The organism is Deefgea sp. CFH1-16, from assembly GCF_016881365.1.
GTDB lineage: Bacteria > Pseudomonadota > Gammaproteobacteria > Burkholderiales > Chitinibacteraceae > Deefgea.
In genome coordinates this window covers 203,676-223,848 of the sequence record NZ_WLYT01000001.1, presented here as the reverse complement: position 1 = coordinate 223,848, position 20,173 = coordinate 203,676, and the positions used below count along the sequence as shown (strand labels likewise).

Here is a 20,173-nt window from a genome sequence, read left to right as displayed (position 1 = left end):
TAAATATGACGGGTAATCTCCTCAGCCTTGCAATCTGGCTGCCCATTGTGGCAGGTTTGATTGTGCTTGCTACGGGTAGCGATAAAAATGCTCCCGCAGCGCGCTGGCTGGCGCTGATGGGCGCTTTGGTTTCTTTTTTGGTTACGATTCCGCTTTACACTGGCTTTGATACGTTTCACGGCGGTATGCAATTCACGGAAATGAAGCCGTGGGTTGAAAGCTTGAATATTAACTATCACCTCGGCGTAGATGGTTTGTCTATGCTGTTTGTGATTTTGAATAGTTTTACCACTTTATTGGTGGTATTGGCTGGCTGGCAAGTGATTCAAAAGCGTGTAGCGCAATACATGGCTGCATTTTTGATCATGTCTGGTTTGATCAATGGCGCATTTGCCGCCATGGATGCCATTTTGTTTTATGCCTTCTTTGAAGCCATGCTCATCCCGATGTACCTGATTATTGGTGTATGGGGTGGTGCTCGTCGTGTGTATGCATCGGTTAAGTTCTTCTTGTATACCTTGCTGGGTTCTTTGTTGACTTTGGTTGCGTTTATTTATCTGTATTATCAAAGCGGTGGTAGTTTTGAGATTGCAGCATTCCAACGCTTGCCGTTGACAATGGGCGCGCAAACCATGCTGTTGATCGCATTCTTTTTTGCCTTTGCCGTGAAAGTACCAATGTGGCCAGTGCATACTTGGTTGCCAGACGCTCACGTTGAGGCGCCAACAGGCGGTTCGATGGTGTTGGCTGCAATTACTTTGAAACTGGGTGCTTACGGTTTCTTGCGATTTGTCTTGCCGATTCTGCCTGATGCTTCGCGGGAGTATGCATGGCTAATGATTGCGCTATCACTGGTTGCAGTTGTATACATCGGTATGGTGGCTTTGGTTCAGACGGATATGAAAAAGTTGGTTGCTTACTCATCGATCTCTCATATGGGTTTTGTAACGCTCGGATTCTTTATGTTTGGCGGACTAACTGGCCGTGAATTGAACTCTTGGGCCGTTGAAGGCGCTTTAGTTCAGATGATTTCTCACGGTTTTGTTTCTGCTGCGATGTTCTTCTGTATCGGTGTGATGTACGACCGCGTACATAGCCGAAAAATTGCCGATTACGGTGGTGTTGCTAATAAAATGCCGATTTTTGCCTCGTTCATGATGTTGTTTGCAATGGCTAATTCTGGCTTACCTGCGACATCGGGCTTTGTTGGCGAGTTTATGGTGGTGTTGGGTGCGGTTCAGGTTAATTTCTGGTACGCCTTGGCAGGCGCAACCACGCTGATTTTTGGTGCTGCCTACACACTTTGGATGTATAAGCGCGTGATTTTTGGCGAAGTTGCAAATCAAAATGTAGCTGAGCTTAAGGATGTCAATAAACGTGAATTTTTAATTCTAGCGGTGTTAGCCATCGCCGTATTAGGAATGGGTTTATATCCAGCGCCGTTTACCGAGGTGATGCACCAGTCAGTGAATGATCTGATTTGGCAAGCTTCACAGACCAAGCTTAATTAATCCTTATTATAAGAAATAGGCTAGAACCATGACCTGGACCAGTCTTAATGCATGGGTGGCGGCACCAGAAATTTTCCTTCTGTGTGCAACTTGCGCCATTCTTTTTGCTTGACCTTTTTATTAGTGATGCCAAACGGCATCTGACTTATGTAATGACCTTGACTACTTTGGCGATCACTTTTGCCTTGGTGCTGATGGGACATGAGCCGCATTCGCGTCTCGCATTTAATGGCTTGTATTTAGTTGATCCAATCGCAGATTTTGCAAAATTGGCAATGATTGTCGGTGTGGCTTTAGTGCTGATCTATGGTCGTAGCTATGCAATGGCGCGTGGCTTGTTTCGCGGTGAATTATTTACCCTCACCTTGTTCTCATTATTGGGAATGATGGTGATGGCATCATCGGTTAATTTCTTGGCTCTGTATGTTGGCCTGGAATTAATGTCTTTGTCGGTGTATGCCTTGGTCGCTTTAAATCGTGAATCATTTGCTTCGACTGAAGCCGCGATGAAGTACTTCGTTTTGGGTGCTTTGGCTTCGGGTATGCTGTTGTATGGTGTATCGATGTTATATGGTTCTACCGGTTCACTCGATATTTTTGCTGTTTCGCATGCGATCCAGACGGGGCAAGCAAATAATTTGTTGGCGGTTTTTGGCATTGTATTTATTGTTACAGGCTTGGGCTTTAAATTTGGTGCTGTGCCATTTCATATGTGGGTCCCTGATGTCTATCAGGGGGCGCCAACGCCGATTACTCAACTGATTGCATCGGCTCCTAAGGCCGCCGTGTTTGTGTTTACTTTGCGTATTTTGGCGCAGGCTTTAGAAGGCTTTGCTCCAGATTGGCGTGGCATGTTGATGGTGTTGGCGGTATTGTCGATGGGCTTAGGTAATATCACGGCAATTTCTCAAACCAATATTAAGCGAATGCTTGGCTATTCGACCATTTCACATATGGGCTTTGTCTTGCTTGGTCTGTTGGTGGCGAGTCCTGCGGGTTATTCAGCGTCGTTTTTCTATGTCGTTTCTTATGTGTTAATGAGTGCTGCAGCGTTTGGTATCATTATGCTGTTGTCTCGACAAGGCTTTGAAGCGGATCAGATCGAAGACTTGAAAGGCTTAAACCAGCGCAGTCCATGGTTTGCGGCAATGATGTTGTTTACCATGTTCTCTATGGCCGGTATTCCTATTTTCTTGGGCTTCTTTGCTAAGTTAGCCATCTTGAATGTTGTGGTGAATATGGGCTTGGTGCCATTGGCAGTCATTGCGGTGGTGTTTTCGCTGATTGGTGCGTTTTATTATCTGCGTATTGTTAAAGTAATGTACTTTGATGATGCGGTTGATCAGTCGCCATTGGTTGCTGGTAGTGACGCAAAGCTTGTATTGTCGATCAATTGTTTGTTACTGCTTGTGCTTGGGTTTATGCCTGATCGCCTGATGAACTTACTTTCAGATGCCGTGTCACAATCATTTACTTCGCTACCATACTAATGTAATGCAAAACTTTTTGTTAATTGTTGGGTTGGCTGCTTTGGCAGCTAACCTGCCTTTTTTCTCTGAAAAATTGTTCTTTTTTTGGAGAGTTAAGGCTGGTGCCAAATCCTTTGGCTGGCGTCTATTCGAGCTTAGCGTTTTATATACGTTATTGGCAGGGGTCGCTTATCTTTTAGAGTCACGTATCAGCTCAGTGCACTCACAAAACTGGCCGTTTTATGTGAGTACTTTTGCGCTGTTTGTGGTTTTTGCTTGGCCAGGTTTTGTTTGGCGTTATTTTTGGCGCAAACCAGGCATTTAGTCATAAATAATATGGTTCTTTGCTTGCCAAAACGTTAAATGATATTTATTATGTTGCATCTTTAGGCGCGTAGCTCATCTGGTTAGAGCGCTTCCTTGACATGGAAGAGGTAGTTGGTTCGAATCCAATCGTGCCTACCAATAATTCGAGATCAAATCTATGCAGCTCGTTACCACGACGCCCTGTTTTATAATTGGGTAGCCGTACGTAGATTTGGATATAAAAGTGCGGCTAGGCCGCACTTTTTTTTTGGTTTTTTTGAATAATATATTGTCTCGGCTTACCGAGTAACTGACTTAGGCGATGAATATGCCAGCGATTACACTTCCTGATGGTTCAGTGCGTCAATATGATGCGGCAGTATCTGTATATGACGACGTAGCACATAGCATTTCCCCTGGATTGGCTCGTGCCGCGTTGGCTGGCAAGGTGGATGGCCAGTTGGTTGATACGCGTTATGTGATGGAGCAAGATGCATCACTACATATCATTACGGACAAAGATGCAGAAGGGCTTGAGGTGATTCGTCACTCGACTGCGCATTTGTTGGCCTACGCCGTGAAGCAGCTCTATCCGAGCGCACAGGTCACAATTGGCCCGGTGATTGAAAACGGTTTTTATTATGATTTTGCTTATGAACGTCCATTTACATTGGATGATTTGGCTGCAATCGAAAAGAAAATGACCGAGTTGGTCAAAAAAGATATTCAAGTTGAGCGTTATGAGTTAAGTCGCGATGATGCGATAACTTATTTTAAAGGCATTGGCGAAAATTACAAAGCTGAAATTATTGAGTCAATCCCTGCGGATCAAGTTTTAAGCTTGTATCGTGAAGGCGATTTTACTGATCTTTGTCGTGGCCCTCACGTACCATCAACCGGCAAGTTGAAAGTATTTAAGCTGATGAAAGTGGCCGGTGCATATTGGCGTGGCGATAGTAAGAATGAAATGCTAACACGGGTATATGGCACCGCCTTTGCTAAAAAGGAAGATCTAGCGCAATACATCCACATGCTCGAAGAAGCAGAGAAGCGTGATCATCGTAAGTTAGGTAAGTTGCTTGATTTGTTCCATATGCAAGATGAAGCGCCAGGTATGGTGTTTTGGGCACCCTAAGGGTTGGACACTTTGGCAGATTATTGAGCAATATATGCGTGCCAAATTAAATCGCCATGGCTATCAGGAGATCCGTACGCCGATGGTGATGGATCGCACGTTGTGGGAAAAATCAGGCCACTGGGAAAACTATCACGACGGGATGTTTACTACCGAGTCTGAAAAGCGCGACTACGCGATTAAGCCGATGAATTGCCCAGGGCACGTACAAGTCTTTAATCAAGGTTTGCGCTCTTATCGTGATTTGCCGTTGCGTTACGCGGAGAGTTTGGTTCTTGTCATCGCAATGAACCCTCAGGCTCTTTGCATGGCATTATGCGGGTGCGTGGTTTCGTGCAAGATGATGCACATATCTTCTGTACTGAAGATCAGGTTCAGCAAGAGGCGGCCGCATTTATTGATTTGCTCAAAGAAGTTTATGCAGACTTTGGCTTTGATGATATTTTGGTCAAGCTTTCAACTCGCCCTGAAAAACGAATTGGTACTGAAGCGTCTTGGGATCGTGCAGAAGCGGCTTTGGCTGCGGCGTTAGACTCAAAAGGCTTGGCCTTTGAGTATCTGCCTGGTGAAGGCGCATTTTACGGTCCTAAAATTGAATTTACATTAAAGGATTGCTTGGGCCGATTGTGGCAATGTGGTACTTTGCAAATCGACCCAAATTTACCTGAGCGTTTGGGCGCTGAATATGTCGGCGAAGATAATGCTAAGCATCGCCCGATTATGCTGCATCGCGCAGTACTTGGTTCTTTAGAGCGTTTTATTGGTATCTTGATTGAAAACCACGCGGGTGCATTTCCGGCTTGGTTGGCCCCAGTTCAGCTGGTGGTGATGAATATTTCTGAGTCGCAACGTGAATATGCGCAAAAAAACTGCTGATTTATTGAATCAAAGTGGACTTCGTGCATCAGTGGACTTGAGAAATGAGAAGATTACCTATAAAATCCGCGAACATAGCTTGCAACGTCTTCCTTATCAGCTCATCGTAGGGGATAAGGAGCGTGATGCAGGTTTGGTGGCCGTGCGTAACCGCAGTGGTGAAGACTTAGGGCAAATGACAGTGGAAGCGCTGGTTGCGCTGGTAAAAGCTGATTTGCCTAAGGTTTAACACTTGCAGGTGCACGGTTTTGTTTTTGAATGACTTGGAGTAATAACAATAGCTGCTCAAGATAAAGGCCCGCGTATTAATGGTGAAATCACCGCGCGTGAAATTCGTTTGCAAGGTGTGGAAGGCGAACAACTTGGTATCGTCTCCCTGAATCAAGCCCTTCAACTGGCTGAAGAGGCAGAGGTAGATCTGGTAGAGATCGCGCCAAATGCTCAGCCACCGGTTTGCCGATTAATGGATTACGGTAAATTCCGGTACGAAGAGGCTAAGAAAAAGCACGCTGCCAAGCTCAAGCAAAAGCAGGTACAGGTTAAAGAAATTAAACTGCGCCCGAGCACGGATGAAAACGATTACCAAGTTAAATTGCGTGGTGCAATTCGCTTCTTAAATGAAGGCGACAAATGCAAATTTACTTTACGGTTCCGTGGTCGTGAAATGGCTCACCAAGAAATTGGTATGGCACAACTTAAACGAGTTGAAGCTGACTTGGCTGAATTGGCGGTAGTTGAGCAATATCCTAAGCTAGAAGGTCGCCAGATGGTGATGATGCTTGGACCTAAGAAAAAAGTATAACGGGTTGGCGACTACACCTGTTAAAGCCAATGTAGTTATTGGCTGGTAGTCGCGGTGGGGTGACGGGTATTAAGTTCTACTGGCAACAGTAGACGCCCTTTTGCCTAATCTAATAAGCTCATTTGAGCTAAGGCTAGTTGGAGTAAGTAATGCCTAAAATGAAAACCAAGAGTAGTGCTAAAAAGCGCTTCAAAGTACTTGGCGGTGGTGGTGTTAAGCGTAGTCACGCTTTCAAACGCCACATCTTGACCAAGAAAACGACTAAAACTAAGCGCCAATTGCGCGGCACTTCTATGGTTGATGCAACCAATATGAAGTCCGTTCGTGCAATGATGCCTTACGCTTAACCCTAGGAGATAAAATATGCCTCGCGTTAAACGTGGTGTCACCGCTCGAGCTCGTCATAAGAAAGTCTTAGCCCTGGCTAAAGGCTATCGTGGTCGTCGTAAAAATGTCTATCGTATCGCTAAACAAGCGGTAATGAAGGCAGGTCAATATGCATACCGTGACCGTCGTCAGAAAAAACGTCAGTTCCGTCAACTCTGGATTGCACGTATCAACGCTGCTTCCCGTGAGTGTGGTCTGGCATACAGCCGCTTCATGAATGGCTTGAAAAAAGCCGGTATTGAAGTTGACCGTAAAGTTTTGGCCGACATGGCAATCTTTGACAAGCCAGCTTTTGCTGCGTTTGTTGAACAAGCTAAAGCAAGCCTGACTGCTTAATCGGTACTGCCGGTAATGAGGGAGGCTTTCAGCCTCCCTTTTTTATTCACTTGTTTTTTCGTGAAAAAATTAAATTTAATGGGCTGTATCGCTTATTTAATTTAGCTTTTTCTCTCCTCACTACTTATCGGGCCTAAAACATGGTTGCAAATATGCAAGCCTTGCTTGACGCTGGTTTGGCCGCACTTGATGCGACAAATGATCCAGTTGAACTCGAAATTGTCAAAGCGCATTACATCGGAAAACAAGGTCAGATCACCGCCTTGATGAAACTGCTGGCCGCAATGCCTGCTGATGAAAAAAAAGCATTTGGCGCTCAAGTCAATCAAACCAAGCAAGCTTTTGAAGCCGCTTTGAACGCGAAGCGTGATGGTATTGCTGCAGAAAAATTGGCAGCACAACTCGCAGCCGAAGCTTTGGATGTCTCGTTGCCCGGTCGTGGGCATGCTAAAGGTGGCTTGCATCCAGTCACGTTAGTACAGCAGCGAATTGAGGCTTTGTTCGGTAGCATGGGTTTTGCTGTCGCAGATGGCCCCGAAATTGAAAATGATTTTCATAATTTCGAAGCACTCAATATTCCAAAAAATCATCCTGCACGCGCGATGCAGGACACTTTTTATATTGAAAGTGAAGGTGAGCCTTTGGTATTGCGCACGCATACGAGCCCGATTCAAGTTCGTTACATGTTAGATAATGAGCCGCCGATTAAGATTATTGCGCCAGGCCGCGTTTATCGTGTGGACTCTGATGCAACCCATTCGCCGATGTTCCATCAAATGGAAGGTTTGTGGGTAGAAGAGGGGGTCTCTTTTGCTGATTTAAAGAGTGTAATCGTTGACTTTTTACGTCGCTTTTTCGAGCGCGATGATCTGGAAGTTCGTTTCCGTCCTTCTTTCTTTCCATTTACTGAGCCCTCAGCAGAAATCGATGTGAAATGGTCGAAAGGCTGGATGGAAGTGGGCGGTTGCGGCATGGTGCATCCGAATGTTTTAAAAAGTGTGAATATTGATTCAGAAAAATATACCGGTTTTGCTTTTGGTATTGGTTTGGATCGATTTGCGATGCTGTACTACGGCGTGAATGATTTGCGGTTGTTTTTTGAAAACGACGTGTCTTTCTTGTCCCAATTCAAATAAGCGGAGCATCAATCATGCAATTTTCAGAACAATGGCTGCGTAGCTGGGTTAATCCAGCGCTCAATTCAGACGAACTTGCGCATTTATTGACGATGGCAGGTCTGGAAGTCGAAGAAAATGAAGCAGCAGCACCGGCATTTTCCGATGTTTTTGTCGCTGAAGTACTGAGTGTAACCAAGCATCCTGATGCCGATCGTTTAAATGTATGTAGCGTCAATGTGGGTGAAGCAGAGCCACTGCAAATCGTTTGTGGCGCACCCAATGTCGCTGCGGGTTTAAAAGTGCCATGTGCCCGTATCGGTGCGGTATTGCCGGGCAACTTTAAAATTAAAAAAGCCAAAGTTCGCGGCATTGAGTCATCGGGCATGCTGTGCTCGGGTGATGAGATGGGTATTGCTTCGGACATTGATGGTTTATATGTTCTGCCAAGCGATGCCCCAGTGGGTATGTCGATTCGTGAATATTTGGCGCTTGATGATCGTTTGCTGACCTTAAAGCTCACACCAAATCGTACAGATTGCTTGTCGATTCGTGGTATTGCACGTGAAGTCGCAGCATTAACCAAGTCAAGCTTAAGCCCTGTTGTAATTGAAACGGCAGCGATGAGTACAGATGCTGCAATTACTGTTGCATTGAACGCAGAAGCGGCTTGCCCTCGTTATGCGGGCCGTCTTATTCAAGGTATCAACCAGGCTGCGACAACACCCGATTGGATGAAGCAACGGTTGGAGCGCTCGGGTATTCGTTCGATCTCGGCGATTGTTGATATTACAAATTACGTTTTGCTCGAGCTTGGTCAGCCAATGCACGCGTTTGACGCCGCTAAGTTGTCAGGTGGCGTACAAGTGCGTTTTGCTAAAGCGGGTGAGTCCATCACCTTGCTAAATGAAAAAGAATTGATGCTGACTGACGACTTGCTCGTTATTGCCGATGATCATGAAGTGTTGGCTCTGGCCGGCATCATGGGCGGATTGGCGTCGAGCGTGACGGAAAGCACCCAAGATATTTTCTTAGAGTCGGCTTTTTTTGCGCCTGAGGTTATTGCAGGTAAAGCACGTCGCTTTGGCTTTTCTTCGGATTCGAGTCACCGTTTTGAGCGTGGTATTGATTTTGGCAATGTACGCGAAGCGCTGGAGCGTGCTACGCAATTGGTCGTCGAAATTTGTGGCGGTCAAGTTGGCCCTGTGACGGAACAATTAACCACGTTACCAGCTCGTCTACCCGTTGCATTGCGCGTGAGCCGTGTGGCTAAAGTGCTCGGCATTAGCTTGCCTGCCGCTGAAATTATGGCGATGTTACAAGGCCTTGGTTTAGTATGTGAATTGGCTGCAGACGTGATTACTGTAACGCCGCCATCGTATCGCTTTGATATTGAAATCGAAGAAGACCTGATCGAAGAAGTAGCGCGTGTTTTTGGCTATGACAATATTCCAGTGAGTCCATCGTTAGCGCGGATGAGCATGTTGCCGCAAGCGGGTGATCGCCGTAGCAAGAATGTTCTAAAATCGATTTTAGCTTCGCGTAATTATCAAGAAACCATTTCTTACGCTTTTGTGGAAGAAAAATGGGAAACAGATTTTGCAGCAAATAGCGCACCCATTCGCTTGATGAATCCAATTGCCAGCCAAATGAGCGTGATGCGCTCAACCCTGATTGGTGGTTTAGTCGCAGGCTTGCAACACAATTTAAATCGAAAACAAGACCGAGTTCGTTTGTTTGAAGTTGCTCGTTGTCTTTCAAGGCGTTGCGGCACATCAACAACCAGAACGAATTGCTGCGTTAGCATGGGGCCATCGTTTTGCCGAGCAATGGGGTGTAGCGAAAGAACGTGTTGATTTCTATGATATAAAAGCCGATGTGGAAGCACTACTTGCACCACGGGTTGCTCAATATCGTCGAGTGAATCATCCTGCGCTTCACCCTGGTCGTTCCGCTGAAGTGGTGTTGGATGGCGAAGTCATTGGTGTGCTAGGGGAAGTACACCCGCAATGGGTACAGTCGTATGGCTTAGCCTTTGCGCCGGTTGTTTTTGAGCTTTCAGTAGCAGCATTGACGCAAGTGACGAAGTTGCAAGCGGAATCAATCGCTAAATTTCAAATCGTACGTCGAGATTTGGCATTGTTAATGGATGAGTCCCTTGCAGTAGGTACCTTGCTGTTAGCATTTGAAAGTTTAAAATTACCTATTATTTCATCAGTAGAAGTTTTCGATGTTTACCGAGGTAAGGGTTTTGCCAGATGGCAAAAAGAGTCTTGCATTCAAAATCTTACTGCAAGACACTTTAAAAACTTTGACCGACGAAGAAATCGATATAGCAGTAGCAAAATTACTCCAGAAGGCAGAGGAATGCGGCGCGATCTTGAGAGCATAATGCAGTACGAAACAAGCACATTAACACTGACAAAAGCAGATCTTGCCGATATGTTATTCGACAAGGTGGGTTTGAATAAACGCGAAGCCAAAGATATGGTGGAATCTTTTTTTGATGAAGTTCGTGCTTCATTATCAGAAGGCGATACCGTCAAATTATCTGGCTTTGGCAATTTTCAACTCCGTGATAAACCGCAACGTCCAGGACGTAACCCTAAAACCGGCGAAGAAATCCCAATTTCTGCGCGGCGCGTGGTTACATTTCATGCAAGTCAAAAGCTGAAGGGAATGGTCGAAATCCACTATGCAAAGCTCCAGCAGCGTTATTCCAACCAGTGATCTGCCATCAATTCCAGCAAAACGCTACTTCACCATTGGTGAAGTTAGCGAATTATGTGGTGTAAAACCACATGTTTTGCGGTATTGGGAGCAAGAGTTTACGCAACTTAAACCGGTAAAACGGCGTGGTAATCGACGCTACTATCAGCACCATGAGGTGCTGCTAGTTCGACGAATTCGATCTTTGCTTTATGAGCAAGGATTTACCATTAGTGGAGCGCGTAATCAATTGGGCGTATCAATGGCTGAAGTTGGCGACTTTGGTGGTGGTGAAGTCAGTTTGACCGAAGTTCGCCATGAGTTAGAGGATTTGCTGGCATGGCTTGAACAGTAAGTTTGTTTGAGTTAATATACGGCCTCTCGGAATATGGCGCAGCCTGGTAGCGCACTTGGATGGGGTCCAAGGGGTCGCGAGTTCGAATCCCGCTATTCCGACCAATAAAATCAATGGGTTTACAACTTTTCGGTTGTAGCCCATTTTTTCTATGTGCCAGTTTTGTGCGTTTATGTATGGTTACAGGCATGGTTAGGTGGTAAGGGCTCAGCCGTTCCACCTCAATTGTCGTTTTAATTCAGGCATGCTGCGCTTTTGATTTTTGGGAGCGCAGCATGGTACGGTGGATTGATGCTTTGCAATGGGTTCAACGTTGGCAGACTAGTGGTTTAACTCAAGCCGAGTTTGTCCGAGTGCACCAGCTTAAACGCACTACTTTTTCCAGTTGGCTGCGCCGTAGCCGCCTCGAATCTGCCGACGCATCTTCAGCTGCAATCACCGAACCGCAGATCGCCCCGAAACCATCGGCTTCAAGCATCGTGCCCGCACAATGGCCCGTACCCGTTGCGGCGCAGTTGCAGTTGAATTTCCCCTCCGGCGTAACCCTGACTTTGCCTGCGGCGACCGATCCGGCTTGGGTCGCGGCGTTATTGCGCGGTTTGGCATGATGCCGCCATTCACTTCGCTGCAATTGATCGTCGAACCGGTCGATATGCGCCTCGGTATCGAGGGTTTGTCGGCCAAGATTCACGCCAGTTTGCAGCGTTCACCCGTCGAAGGTGCGGCGTATGCGTTTCGCAATCAGCGCAGTAATCGCTTGAAGGTGTTGCTGTGGGATCGCACCGGTGTGTGGTTGGCACAGCGGCGTTTGCATCAAGGTCGGTTTGTTTGGCCGCAAGCGGGCGATGTGATCTTTACGCTGGATGCGGCGCAGTGGCAATGGTTGGTGAGTGGGGTCGATTGGCAACGACTCGCGCCGCCACCGCTACCAGAATACGCCTACTAATTCACGATGAGGATGGATAAAATAGTTCTCGCAGTATTGCCCTATACAGCATGTAATATATAATTCTTATGGCAATACCCTGTAAAATTAACACATGGATCTCGCTCAAGAACTCGCCAATTCAAACCTGCCCGCCGCAGTCCGCGCGGCGATTTTGGCGCAGTCTGAATTGGTGAAATCCCAAGCCACCAGCATCGAATCCCTAACGATGGAATTGGCCTATCTGCGCCGAATGCGTTATGGCGCTAAAACCGAGGTGATGAGTAGTAGCGAGCAGCGGGATTTGTTTGAAGAAGCGCTCGATGCCGATATGGCCGCGCTGGAAGCCAAACTCGCCGCCGAGCAAGCCCAAACCAATCCCGAAGTCAGTGATAAAAAGCCGCGCATTCGCGCAGGTCGCCAAGCCTTACCGGCACATTTGCCGCGTACTGATATGGTTCATGAACCTGAGTCGTGCAGCTGCGGCCAATGCGGTCAGGGTTTAGTTAAAGTCGGCGAAGACATCAGCGAGCAACTGCATGTGCAACCGGCGGTGTTTAGCGTGTTGCGCCACATTCGCCCGCAATACGCCTGCCGCAGCTGCCAAACGATGACCGCTGCGCCGATTCCAGCGGCGATCATTCACGGTGGTTTACCCACTGCGGCCACTTTGGCCTGGGTGATGGTCAGCAAATACGTCGATCATTTGCCGCTATATCGGTTACGGCAAATTGCCGAACGCAGCGAAGTGCCGTTAGCAGAAAGCACGCTGGCCAGTTGGGTTGGCACCGTTGGTTGGTGGTTGCAGCCGCTGGCGGATCGATTGCGTGAACGATTGAAAGGCGAAACGGTGCTGCATGCCGATGAAACCCCAGTCAAACAGCTTGATCCGGGCAAAGGCAAAACCAAAACCGCGTATTTATGGGCGTATCGCAATACGCCCTTGAGTGGCAGTGCGCCGATTATTTTGTTCGACTACCAAGGCGGTCGCTCGGGTCAACACGTCCGCGATTTCCTCGCCGATTGGCAAGGTCAACTGATGGTCGACGATTACGGCGGCTACAAAGCGCTGTTCAAAACCGGCGTGATTGAGCTTGGTTGTTGGGCGCACGCACGGCGCAAATTCTTCGAATTGCATCAAGCCAACGGCAGCCCGATTGCCGCAGAAGCATTGCGTCGAATTGGCGATTTGTATGCGCTGGAAGCGCAGGCTAAAGATTTAACCCTCGAACAACGCCGAGCGCTACGCCAGCAAGCCGCGCAGCCTAAACTGCTCGAATTCAAGATTTGGTTGGATGAAACCGGTAGCAAAGTCGCGCCCAATAGCGCCCTGGCTAAAGCGATCATTTACAGCCAACGGCGTTGGGCCGCGCTTGAACGCTACGCCCAAAGCGGCATCGCGCCAATCGATAACAATCCGGTCGAAAACAGTATTCGGCCGATTGCGATTGGCAAAAAGAACTGGTTATTTGCGGGCAGTGAACGTGCCGGCCAACGCGCTGCCGCGATTCAAACGCTGCTGGGCACCGCCAAACTCAACGACCTAGACCCGATGGCCTGGCTCACCGACACCCTAGAAAAACTCCCCACTTGGCCAAACAGCCGCATCGACGAATTACTACCGCTACGAGCGCTAACAGAAAAATAAGCTTCAAAGTGGTGGAGCGGCTGAGCGCTTACGTTAGGTGGGGGGCGTCATAAAGAATAATTAAACATGTTCCAAGACATCCCAAAAGCCCTCTGGTCGGCAGCAGATATCGGATGGCACATTGCGATTTATTTGCCTGACCACGCTACTACTACAACTGAAATTGCCGACGATGATTTTGCTGGATGAGCCAGAGCTGGGTTTGCATCCATTTTCGATGCAATTACTGGCGGCAATGATGCGCTCGGCCAGTGATAAAACGCAGATTATTGCTTCCACACAGTCGGTGACTTTGGCGAATCAATTTGAATGGCAGGACATGGTAGTGGTTGATCCAATCGACAATCAGTCCCGATTCAGACGATTAGAGGCAAATGAAGTAGAAAGCTGGTTGGAGCAATACAAGCTAGGCGAAATCTGGGAAATCAATGTATTCGGAGGGAGGCCAGAATGGTTTGTCTGGGCATCAGCGCAGAAGGCGCGACCGAACGCGAGTTCGTTAGTCGGGTATCGCGGCCACATTTTGCAGCCTTTGATATTTCGGCGACAGGGGTTGACCTGCGGGCAATGTCAGCCTCGATAAAATCCGACATGCACTGCCCGCCATGTTGGGCAGTTTTGATGTAGTGAGTTCGATGTATGACTTTTATGAAGTTCAAAGGCCGCTAGAATCGATCAATCGATGAGTTGGAGGCTGCGATTCTTGCTTTGGTCAGTCAAGAGCAGCAGGCTCGATTTATTCCCTATGTGCAACGCTATGAGTTCGAAGCCTTACTATTTTCACTACCAGAACAAGCGGTAAACTGGCTGCAGGGAAGCGCGGTCACCTTAGCCAATATGCAAGAAGCCGTTCGCCGTTGCCGCTCGTCTGAGCTGGTCAACGATAGTTCACAAACCAGCCCTTCACATCGAATGAAAAGTTTGTTTGCGGTTTATGACAAAAAGCTGCTCGGTCCCGATATTGTTGAGCTAGCAGGACTTGCTGCCATCCGTTCGGAATGTCCGCGCTTTGATGGATGGCTGAGCCGTTTAGAGTCGCTATTCGATTAACGAATCAGTGTGGGGCAGATACTGTGGATAATTCCGCATCAAGCATAAACACTAGATGCCCATGATCTCCCCTGCTGGAAATAAGTGTTTTAATGTAAATCGCTTGCACTTAGTAGGCTATCCGCAAGTCGTTGTTTCTATAGGAATAAAGTTTTTTAACGCAAACAGGCTTCCCAAGTATTTAGTTGAAGAGTTAATGCTGAAAATATCGATTCATCGACACGTTCTAATTGGTCAGCAGGCTGCTGAGCAATTGCCATGAGTCTATTGCTGATCGTGATGACTAGAGAATGAATGTGCACAGGCAGGAGCTCATTTAAGTAGGGTATGTATGCAATTTTATTGTTCAAAATCCGCCGCTGAGGCGTTAGAAACCACCCAAAAGGGTTTGGTTAAATCGTGGCTAGAAGCTGCGCCTGCTCCCGAAGCGGCTGGGGCGTGGGTGTGGCAGGTGCATACGATTAAGTTGGCGCGGCAGAATGTGTTTATCGTGATGGAACGCGAAACGCGTTTTGCGATGGTGTTTTGGGGTATTAAAAAAGGCGATGGCGAGACGCTACTGAAACAGTTTTATGAGCGGCTGGTGAATTTGCTGCTGTGGATTAACCAAGATGTAAATTGGCTTAATACAGCGGACGCAGATGCTGCGGTTGCGCGAATTTTGCAGCGTGATAAAAGTTATTGCTTTGTGGCTGGCGTTGACCGCAGCGCGCAAACGCATATCAATGAAGTGGCGCATGATTGTGACTATGCCTTTCATATGAATGGTTGCCTGCCTAATCCAGAGCATGAAGCGGCTGGCTTTGATATGAAAATCAACGACACGATACGCAGTGTGCGCGGCGGTGCTTATTTTTGGCCATTTGAAGCATTTTTTTGCTCATGGGTGCGTGAATATGCCGGTGCAACAGCGGCGCAATGCGAGGAATTGATGCTGCGCTTTAAGCAACTTCACCGTGCTAAATCGGCCATCTATGCCGAAAGCTTCATTGCGGACGAAGGCTGATTGCCTAAGTAATCGAGTAAACGGGTCGATTTATACGTGACTTTTAAACACGTTTTTTTTGATGTGTCGATTTTAACGATTTATTTCGACATATTAGGTGGCAATTTAGGCAGCAGGCTGCTGCCCAAATCGGGAAACGCTGGGAGGTGTGAATGACCGAAGACCAATTAGAACAAGAAGCATTGAGCTGGCTCGTTGAAACTGGGTAAAATATTGCTGATTAAGCGTGACTTGAGTGCGAAAAAGCGTACCGATGATGAATGCGAGCAAGCCATCCGGCAAACTATTGGGCAAGCTGTTGCTTCGGATCAAGTGGTCGATATTTTTGATGCGGTGGGTTTGGATAAACCCAATATTGGTTTGCTCGATGATGATTTCTTGGCCGAGGTTCGCAACCTGCCTGAGAAAAAATCTCGCCGTTGAGTTGCTTGAACGCTTGCTGGAAGGCGAAATCAAATCCAAGTTTGCCAGTAACGTGGTTCAGCAGCGCAAGTTCTCTGAGCTGCTGACCGATGTGGTGAAGCGCTATCAAAACCGCAGTATTGAAACCGCGCAAGTTGATGGAAGAACTGGTCGCCATGGCCAAAAAATTCCGTGAAGCGGCTGGTCGCGGTGAGTCCTTGGGATTGTCTGAGGACGAAGTGAAATTTTACGACGCGCTCGCCAATAATGAATCGGCGGTGCGAGAACTGCCGGACGAAACGCTTAAACGCATCGCGCATGAACTCACTGAAAACCTGCGAAAAAATATCAGCGTGGATTGGTCGCAACGAGAAAGCTTTCGCGCCAAATTACGCATCATGGTGAAACGCATTTTGCGTAAATATGGCTATCCACCTGATTTTCAGGAGGATGCAATTCAGACTATGCTGCAACAAGCTGAGGCATTGAGTGCGGAGTGGGCGTGAGTAATCAATGATTTGATTAAATTAAGCTCGTTTTAGCGTGAGCACATTTTTTGCAAGGGAATGATTCATCCTTGCGTTCAAGGTCGACACCTAATTAGGCGCAGGGTTGCCGCGCAAAACGCCATCTTGCCTGAAAGTAATTGACTTAAGCAAAACAAGTCTTTGCTGTGTCATTCATTCTACTGCTACTCACTGCTTTGTTTTGATTGCTTGCCTCACGAGGCCGCCAGTTTCAAAAACTGCTTAACAAAAGTTTCACCTTGCCGTATCTAAACGGAAAGAATGTAAGCATATGCTCGCCTCATTTTCTACGAGGTGAATACAATGAAAATTCGTGCTTCTGTTCAAGCGGTAGTGGCAATTTGTGCCATGCCGCTATTTTTAACCGCTTGTGGTGGCGGCTCGTTCACTGATCCGACGCTAACAACACCAGCCGCATCAACGCCTGCTTCTGCAACACCGACGCCCAACCCGGTGGTTAATACGGCGCCGATTGAAGTTAAAATGCTGGCGATTAATGATTTTCACGGCAATCTAAAACCCGGTGGCACAGTAACGATTCCCGACCCTGCTGACGCAACTAAAACCATCAAGCTCGCCGCAGGCGGCAGCGAATATCTAGCAACATGGCTAAAAACGCTAAAAGCCAAAAATCCAAACAATATTATTGTTTCCGCCGGCGATTTAATTGGCGCTAGCCCGCTATTGTCAGCGCTATTTCACGACGAACCAACGATTGAATCCATGAATGAAATGGGTTTGGAGCTCAACGCGGTTGGCAATCATGAATTTGACGAAGGCAGCACCGAGCTATTGCGAATGCAAAGCGGCGGTTGCCATCCAAGCGATGGCTGTAAAGCAGGAGCCACATTTGGCGGCGCAAAGTTTAAGTTTTTAGCCGCGAATGTAGTTGATAGCAGCACCGGCAAAACGCTCTTTCCCGAGTATCAAATCAAAGAATTTAGCGGCGTTAAAGTTGCATTTATTGGCATGACGCTCAAAAACACACCGAGCATTGTGACGCCATCAGGCGTGGCAGGCTTAACATTTAAAGATGAAGCCGATACGGTCAACGCATTGGTGCCTAAGCTCAAAGCACAAGGCATCGAGGCGATGGTGGTGTTGGTGCACGAAGGTGGCACGCAGCTTGGCAATTTGAATGAATGCAAAGGCGTATCCGGCGCAATTGTCGACATCGTGAAACGCCTTGATCCGGCGGTTGATGCCGTGGTTTCTGGCCACACCCACCAAGCGTATAACTGCCAAATTAATGGCAAATTGGTCACCAGCGCCAATCAATATGGCCGAGTTATTTCTGAGATCGATCTGACATTAGATCCTAAAACTCGCGATGTGATTAAATCATCGGCGAAAAACATCGTCGTAACGAATGATGTCGCTAAAGACGCTGTACAAACTGCAATCATCAGCAAATACGATGCACTGGTTACACCACTGGAAAATCGCATAGTGGGTACGATTGCCGGTTCTTTGCTAAAAATCACCAATCCCGCCGGTGAAAGTACCTTGGGCGATGTGATTGCTGATTCGCAATTAGCCGCCACCACACCCGCCAACATGGGCGCAGCGCAAATTGCGTTTATGAATCCGGGCGGCGTGCGTGCTGATTTAATACCAGTTGCCTCGCAAGTGACTTATGGCCAGCTCTTCACCGTGCAACCTTTTGGCAATACTTTGGTGTCGATGACACTCAATGGTGCACAAATCAAGGAAATGCTCGAACAGCAATTTATAGGCTACAGCAACAATCAGCCATTTAACCGTATTTTGCTGGTCTCCAATGGCTTCACTTACAGCTGGGATTCAACGCTGGCGGCGGGGCAAAAAGTCGATGCTGCCAGCATCAAGCTCAATGGGGTGGCGATTTCCAGTGTGCTCAATTACCGAGTGACGGTGAATAATTATCTTGCGTCCGGTGGCGATGGTTTTACTGTGCTGACCAAAGGTACGAATATCCTTGGCGGTGCACAAGATGTTGATGCGTTCGAGGCGTATATCAAAGCCAATCCTAACCTTGCTGTGCCAGCACTTAATCGCGTGGTGAAAATGAAGTAAACCTGCTTAATTCGTTAAAAGCCGCTCAGATTTCTTGGCGGCTTTTTTTTTTGCTGAGTTGGGAATGCATATGACTTCATGAATAGTCGCCACAGCACATTGTGGCTAGGATGCCGACGAGCCGACAGCAACTTGAAAGCATTTGAAGGGTAACGAGGGAGATATGGATGCCAAGGTTTGAGACAATGTCCGTCCACGCAATAACGATGAGCTGCTGCTTTACTGTTGTCAGTGGCCATTTTTCATAATATTAATGCTTAGTTAAAAATCCTATTCCAGAGAGTCGGTATTTTGTATTGGCACGGAAGCTGGAATCGGCTTCAGGAGATATTGCTGCGTTTCAACAGAAAAAAACATCAGGTTGGGGTATTGGTCGGAAAATCTCTGATCGAATGACTCAAGAAGACATACATAGTATTGTTGATTTAATGGTCAGCAACGCCAACGATAGAGCATTGTCGTGCAACGCACTGTATATGAGCTACGTGGCATCACCAGTATTGAACTGGAAGAGTCGACGCCGACAAATAGCACGTCCTATGTTCGCGCAGCTTTGGTCAAGTGATCTATGCCGAGCAAGAACTGGGTGAAACCATCAGCTCCTACAGCGCTCGCTCCGCTGAAAAGCTGCGCAAACAAGACTCACTCGCAGGCTGTTTGGCGGTGTTTATATGTACCAAGGCGTATGAAGAGGCTTGGGTTTACGAGTGGGGGCTTGAGGTACAGACCTCCACGCCACCTTCGCTTGCTGCTGTACGTAATTAATTTGGACAAGCAATGCACTTACAATACGACTGGGCATCTAATTTGGCTGAAAGGTTTTTTTCAATAAACTAGAGATTGCTGTTCACATTATATAGTACGCTTTACTATCGCCTTAATTTTCCATTTATCTTTTGAGGAGCGTGATATGAAATCGAGCATCCATGCAATCGCTGCTAGCATCGCCATGCTTTGTATTGCCATCTTCTGGACTTCAAGCCTAGTCGCCGAAGTATTCCTCGACAATGCTGCGGTAGTGGTCGTTAAGCATGCTATTGCAATGTATGGCTTAGCAGTGCTTGTGAGCGTGATGGCGATTACAGGTGCATCAGGGTTTGCATTAGGCAAACAACGTAAAGGGCGCTTAGTCGATCAAAAGAAGATGCGTATGCGCTACATCGCCCTCACCGGATTATTGGTGATGATACCGTCAGCTCTATACCTTTACAGTAAGTCTGCTGTGGGCCAGTTTGATACGCTGTTTTACGTGGTGCAGGTGATTGAATTATGCGCAGGTCTAGTGCAACTGAGCTTGATGAGTTTGAATTTTCGTGACGGACTTAAGCTAGCCGGTAAATTGCGTGCTAAAAAAGACGGAACAAGCGAATGAGCGAAAATTATCAGGCTGTGGCCAACGTCAATTGCTGTTTATTCTGAGCTAGTCGGTCAAGGCAGGTGTGATCGTGATGTTGTCTTAAAATTTGGCAATTGTTAAGACGCAGCGCCCTTCGGTCTGCGCGATAAGTTGTCGCATTGTTGTGGTTTCGGCGCGTGCTGAAATATATTTCTTTCGGTAA

Annotated in this window: 21 protein-coding genes, 2 tRNA genes and 3 pseudogenes; all 26 read left to right on the top strand. The window is 47.3% G+C overall.

From position 1 onward, the window contains the following. Window positions 1-5: 5 nt before the first annotated feature. Complete coding sequence (locus tag GKO28_RS01210; protein ID WP_173533774.1) at window positions 6-1,511, top strand: NADH-quinone oxidoreductase subunit M; 1,506 nt, start codon at window positions 6-8, stop codon at window positions 1,509-1,511. A gap of 152 nt (window positions 1,512-1,663) precedes the next feature. Beyond that, on the top strand, window positions 1,664-3,001 hold the full coding sequence (gene nuoN, locus GKO28_RS01205; protein ID WP_307838927.1) for an NADH-quinone oxidoreductase subunit NuoN: 1,338 nt from the start codon (window positions 1,664-1,666) through the stop codon (window positions 2,999-3,001). Continuing rightward, window positions 2,964-3,305 carry a DUF2818 family protein gene (locus GKO28_RS01200; protein WP_307838926.1) on the top strand — a complete coding sequence of 114 codons (342 nt, stop codon included), beginning with the start codon at window positions 2,964-2,966 and terminating at the stop codon, window positions 3,303-3,305. The genes nuoN and GKO28_RS01200 overlap by 38 nt, the downstream gene beginning before the upstream one ends. A gap of 63 nt (window positions 3,306-3,368) precedes the next feature. Next, a tRNA-Val gene (locus GKO28_RS01195) sits at window positions 3,369-3,445 on the top strand. Between the two features lie 169 nt (window positions 3,446-3,614). Next, window positions 3,615-5,526, top strand: a pseudogene (thrS, locus tag GKO28_RS01190) (threonine--tRNA ligase). 48 nt (window positions 5,527-5,574) lie between these two features. Beyond that, a complete protein-coding gene (gene infC / locus GKO28_RS01185) occupies window positions 5,575-6,099 on the top strand; it encodes a translation initiation factor IF-3 (RefSeq protein WP_203564288.1) in 525 nt (174 codons plus the stop codon). A 149-nt stretch (window positions 6,100-6,248) separates the two neighbouring features. Continuing rightward, complete coding sequence (gene rpmI, locus GKO28_RS01180; protein WP_173533778.1) at window positions 6,249-6,446, top strand: 50S ribosomal protein L35; 198 nt, start codon at window positions 6,249-6,251, stop codon at window positions 6,444-6,446. A gap of 16 nt (window positions 6,447-6,462) precedes the next feature. Beyond that, window positions 6,463-6,822 (top strand): 50S ribosomal protein L20, encoded by a 360-nt coding sequence (gene rplT, locus GKO28_RS01175; protein ID WP_173533779.1) that lies wholly within the window; start codon window positions 6,463-6,465, stop codon window positions 6,820-6,822. A gap of 140 nt (window positions 6,823-6,962) precedes the next feature. Continuing rightward, a complete protein-coding gene (pheS, locus tag GKO28_RS01170; RefSeq protein ID WP_182075092.1) occupies window positions 6,963-7,958 on the top strand; it encodes a phenylalanine--tRNA ligase subunit alpha in 996 nt (331 codons plus the stop codon). A gap of 14 nt (window positions 7,959-7,972) precedes the next feature. Beyond that, entirely contained in the window at window positions 7,973-9,793 is a 1,821-nt protein-coding gene (gene pheT / locus GKO28_RS01165; RefSeq protein WP_374220703.1) for a phenylalanine--tRNA ligase subunit beta, read from the top strand. Further along, window positions 9,675-10,329: pseudogene (locus GKO28_RS22575) on the top strand (hypothetical protein). The gene pheT and the pseudogene GKO28_RS22575 overlap by 119 nt, the downstream one beginning before the upstream one ends. Continuing rightward, complete coding sequence (locus tag GKO28_RS01160) at window positions 10,329-10,667, top strand: integration host factor subunit alpha (protein ID WP_182075091.1); 339 nt, start codon at window positions 10,329-10,331, stop codon at window positions 10,665-10,667. The pseudogene GKO28_RS22575 and the gene GKO28_RS01160 overlap by 1 nt, the downstream one beginning before the upstream one ends. Then, window positions 10,633-11,001, top strand: coding sequence for a MerR family transcriptional regulator (locus GKO28_RS01155; protein ID WP_182075090.1), 369 nt, complete (start codon window positions 10,633-10,635; stop codon window positions 10,999-11,001). Before GKO28_RS01160 ends, GKO28_RS01155 begins: the two co-directional genes overlap by 35 nt. Window positions 11,002-11,028: 27 nt before the next feature. Continuing rightward, window positions 11,029-11,105 (top strand) — tRNA-Pro (locus GKO28_RS01150). Window positions 11,106-11,276: 171 nt separating this feature from the next. After that, window positions 11,277-11,609, top strand: coding sequence for a hypothetical protein (locus GKO28_RS01145; RefSeq protein WP_182075089.1), 333 nt, complete (start codon window positions 11,277-11,279; stop codon window positions 11,607-11,609). Further along, window positions 11,606-11,947, top strand: coding sequence for an IS66 family insertion sequence element accessory protein TnpB (tnpB, locus tag GKO28_RS01140; protein WP_182075064.1), 342 nt, complete (start codon window positions 11,606-11,608; stop codon window positions 11,945-11,947). Before GKO28_RS01145 ends, tnpB begins: the two co-directional genes overlap by 4 nt. 94 nt (window positions 11,948-12,041) lie before the next feature. Then, window positions 12,042-13,574: an IS66 family transposase gene (locus GKO28_RS01135; RefSeq protein WP_182075088.1), complete on the top strand. Its 1,533-nt coding sequence runs from the start codon at window positions 12,042-12,044 to the stop codon at window positions 13,572-13,574. A 106-nt stretch (window positions 13,575-13,680) separates the two neighbouring features. Continuing rightward, window positions 13,681-14,157: an AAA family ATPase gene (locus GKO28_RS01130; RefSeq protein ID WP_182077365.1), complete on the top strand. Its 477-nt coding sequence runs from the start codon at window positions 13,681-13,683 to the stop codon at window positions 14,155-14,157. Between the two features lie 104 nt (window positions 14,158-14,261). Further along, window positions 14,262-14,624, top strand: coding sequence for a DUF4276 family protein (locus tag GKO28_RS01125; RefSeq protein ID WP_182075087.1), 363 nt, complete (start codon window positions 14,262-14,264; stop codon window positions 14,622-14,624). Window positions 14,625-14,955: 331 nt separating this feature from the next. Further along, window positions 14,956-15,630, top strand: coding sequence for a hypothetical protein (locus GKO28_RS01120; RefSeq protein ID WP_182075086.1), 675 nt, complete (start codon window positions 14,956-14,958; stop codon window positions 15,628-15,630). 195 nt (window positions 15,631-15,825) lie between these two features. Then, window positions 15,826-16,053, top strand: a complete 228-nt coding sequence (locus GKO28_RS20845; protein WP_203563818.1) for a type I restriction enzyme endonuclease domain-containing protein — start codon at window positions 15,826-15,828, stop codon at window positions 16,051-16,053. Window position 16,054: 1 nt separating this feature from the next. Next, the gene (locus GKO28_RS20840; RefSeq protein WP_203563817.1) at window positions 16,055-16,228 is read left to right on the top strand and encodes a type I restriction enzyme endonuclease domain-containing protein; all 174 of its coding nucleotides are present in this window, start codon (window positions 16,055-16,057) and stop codon (window positions 16,226-16,228) included. Continuing rightward, window positions 16,209-16,538, top strand: a complete 330-nt coding sequence (locus tag GKO28_RS20835; RefSeq protein WP_203563816.1) for a type I restriction enzyme endonuclease domain-containing protein — start codon at window positions 16,209-16,211, stop codon at window positions 16,536-16,538. The genes GKO28_RS20840 and GKO28_RS20835 overlap by 20 nt, the downstream gene beginning before the upstream one ends. Window positions 16,539-16,862: 324 nt before the next feature. After that, window positions 16,863-18,614: a bifunctional UDP-sugar hydrolase/5'-nucleotidase gene (locus GKO28_RS01100; protein WP_247646248.1), complete on the top strand. Its 1,752-nt coding sequence runs from the start codon at window positions 16,863-16,865 to the stop codon at window positions 18,612-18,614. Window positions 18,615-19,160: 546 nt separating this feature from the next. Beyond that, a pseudogene (locus GKO28_RS22570) lies at window positions 19,161-19,379 on the top strand (hypothetical protein); the annotation flags it as partial. A gap of 145 nt (window positions 19,380-19,524) precedes the next feature. Beyond that, window positions 19,525-19,986 carry a hypothetical protein gene (locus tag GKO28_RS01095; RefSeq protein WP_182075085.1) on the top strand — a complete coding sequence of 154 codons (462 nt, stop codon included), beginning with the start codon at window positions 19,525-19,527 and terminating at the stop codon, window positions 19,984-19,986. Window positions 19,987-20,173: the final 187 nt, after the last annotated feature.

Excerpts from the sequence above, each read along its gene's own strand:
- pheT (WP_374220703.1), top strand. The coding sequence starts at position 7,973 with ATGCAATTTTCAGAACAATGGCTGCGTAGCTGGGTTAATCCAGCGCTC.
- nuoN (WP_307838927.1), top strand. The coding sequence starts at position 1,664 with ATGACCTTGACTACTTTGGCGATCACTTTTGCCTTGGTGCTGATGGGA.
- GKO28_RS01095 (WP_182075085.1), top strand. The coding sequence starts at position 19,525 with ATGAAATCGAGCATCCATGCAATCGCTGCTAGCATCGCCATGCTTTGT.
- GKO28_RS01200 (WP_307838926.1), top strand. The coding sequence starts at position 2,964 with ATGCCGTGTCACAATCATTTACTTCGCTACCATACTAATGTAATGCAA.
- GKO28_RS01210 (WP_173533774.1), top strand. The coding sequence starts at position 6 with ATGACGGGTAATCTCCTCAGCCTTGCAATCTGGCTGCCCATTGTGGCA.
- pheS (WP_182075092.1), top strand. The coding sequence starts at position 6,963 with ATGGTTGCAAATATGCAAGCCTTGCTTGACGCTGGTTTGGCCGCACTT.
- GKO28_RS01120 (WP_182075086.1), top strand. The coding sequence starts at position 14,956 with ATGCAATTTTATTGTTCAAAATCCGCCGCTGAGGCGTTAGAAACCACC.
- GKO28_RS01160 (WP_182075091.1), top strand. The coding sequence starts at position 10,329 with ATGCAGTACGAAACAAGCACATTAACACTGACAAAAGCAGATCTTGCC.
- tnpB (WP_182075064.1), top strand. The coding sequence starts at position 11,606 with ATGATGCCGCCATTCACTTCGCTGCAATTGATCGTCGAACCGGTCGAT.
- rplT (WP_173533779.1), top strand. The coding sequence starts at position 6,463 with ATGCCTCGCGTTAAACGTGGTGTCACCGCTCGAGCTCGTCATAAGAAA.
- GKO28_RS01100 (WP_247646248.1), top strand. The coding sequence starts at position 16,863 with ATGAAAATTCGTGCTTCTGTTCAAGCGGTAGTGGCAATTTGTGCCATG.
- rpmI (WP_173533778.1), top strand. The coding sequence starts at position 6,249 with ATGCCTAAAATGAAAACCAAGAGTAGTGCTAAAAAGCGCTTCAAAGTA.
- GKO28_RS01135 (WP_182075088.1), top strand. The coding sequence starts at position 12,042 with ATGGATCTCGCTCAAGAACTCGCCAATTCAAACCTGCCCGCCGCAGTC.
- GKO28_RS20835 (WP_203563816.1), top strand. The coding sequence starts at position 16,209 with ATGGCCAAAAAATTCCGTGAAGCGGCTGGTCGCGGTGAGTCCTTGGGA.
- GKO28_RS01155 (WP_182075090.1), top strand. The coding sequence starts at position 10,633 with ATGCAAAGCTCCAGCAGCGTTATTCCAACCAGTGATCTGCCATCAATT.
- GKO28_RS01145 (WP_182075089.1), top strand. The coding sequence starts at position 11,277 with ATGGTACGGTGGATTGATGCTTTGCAATGGGTTCAACGTTGGCAGACT.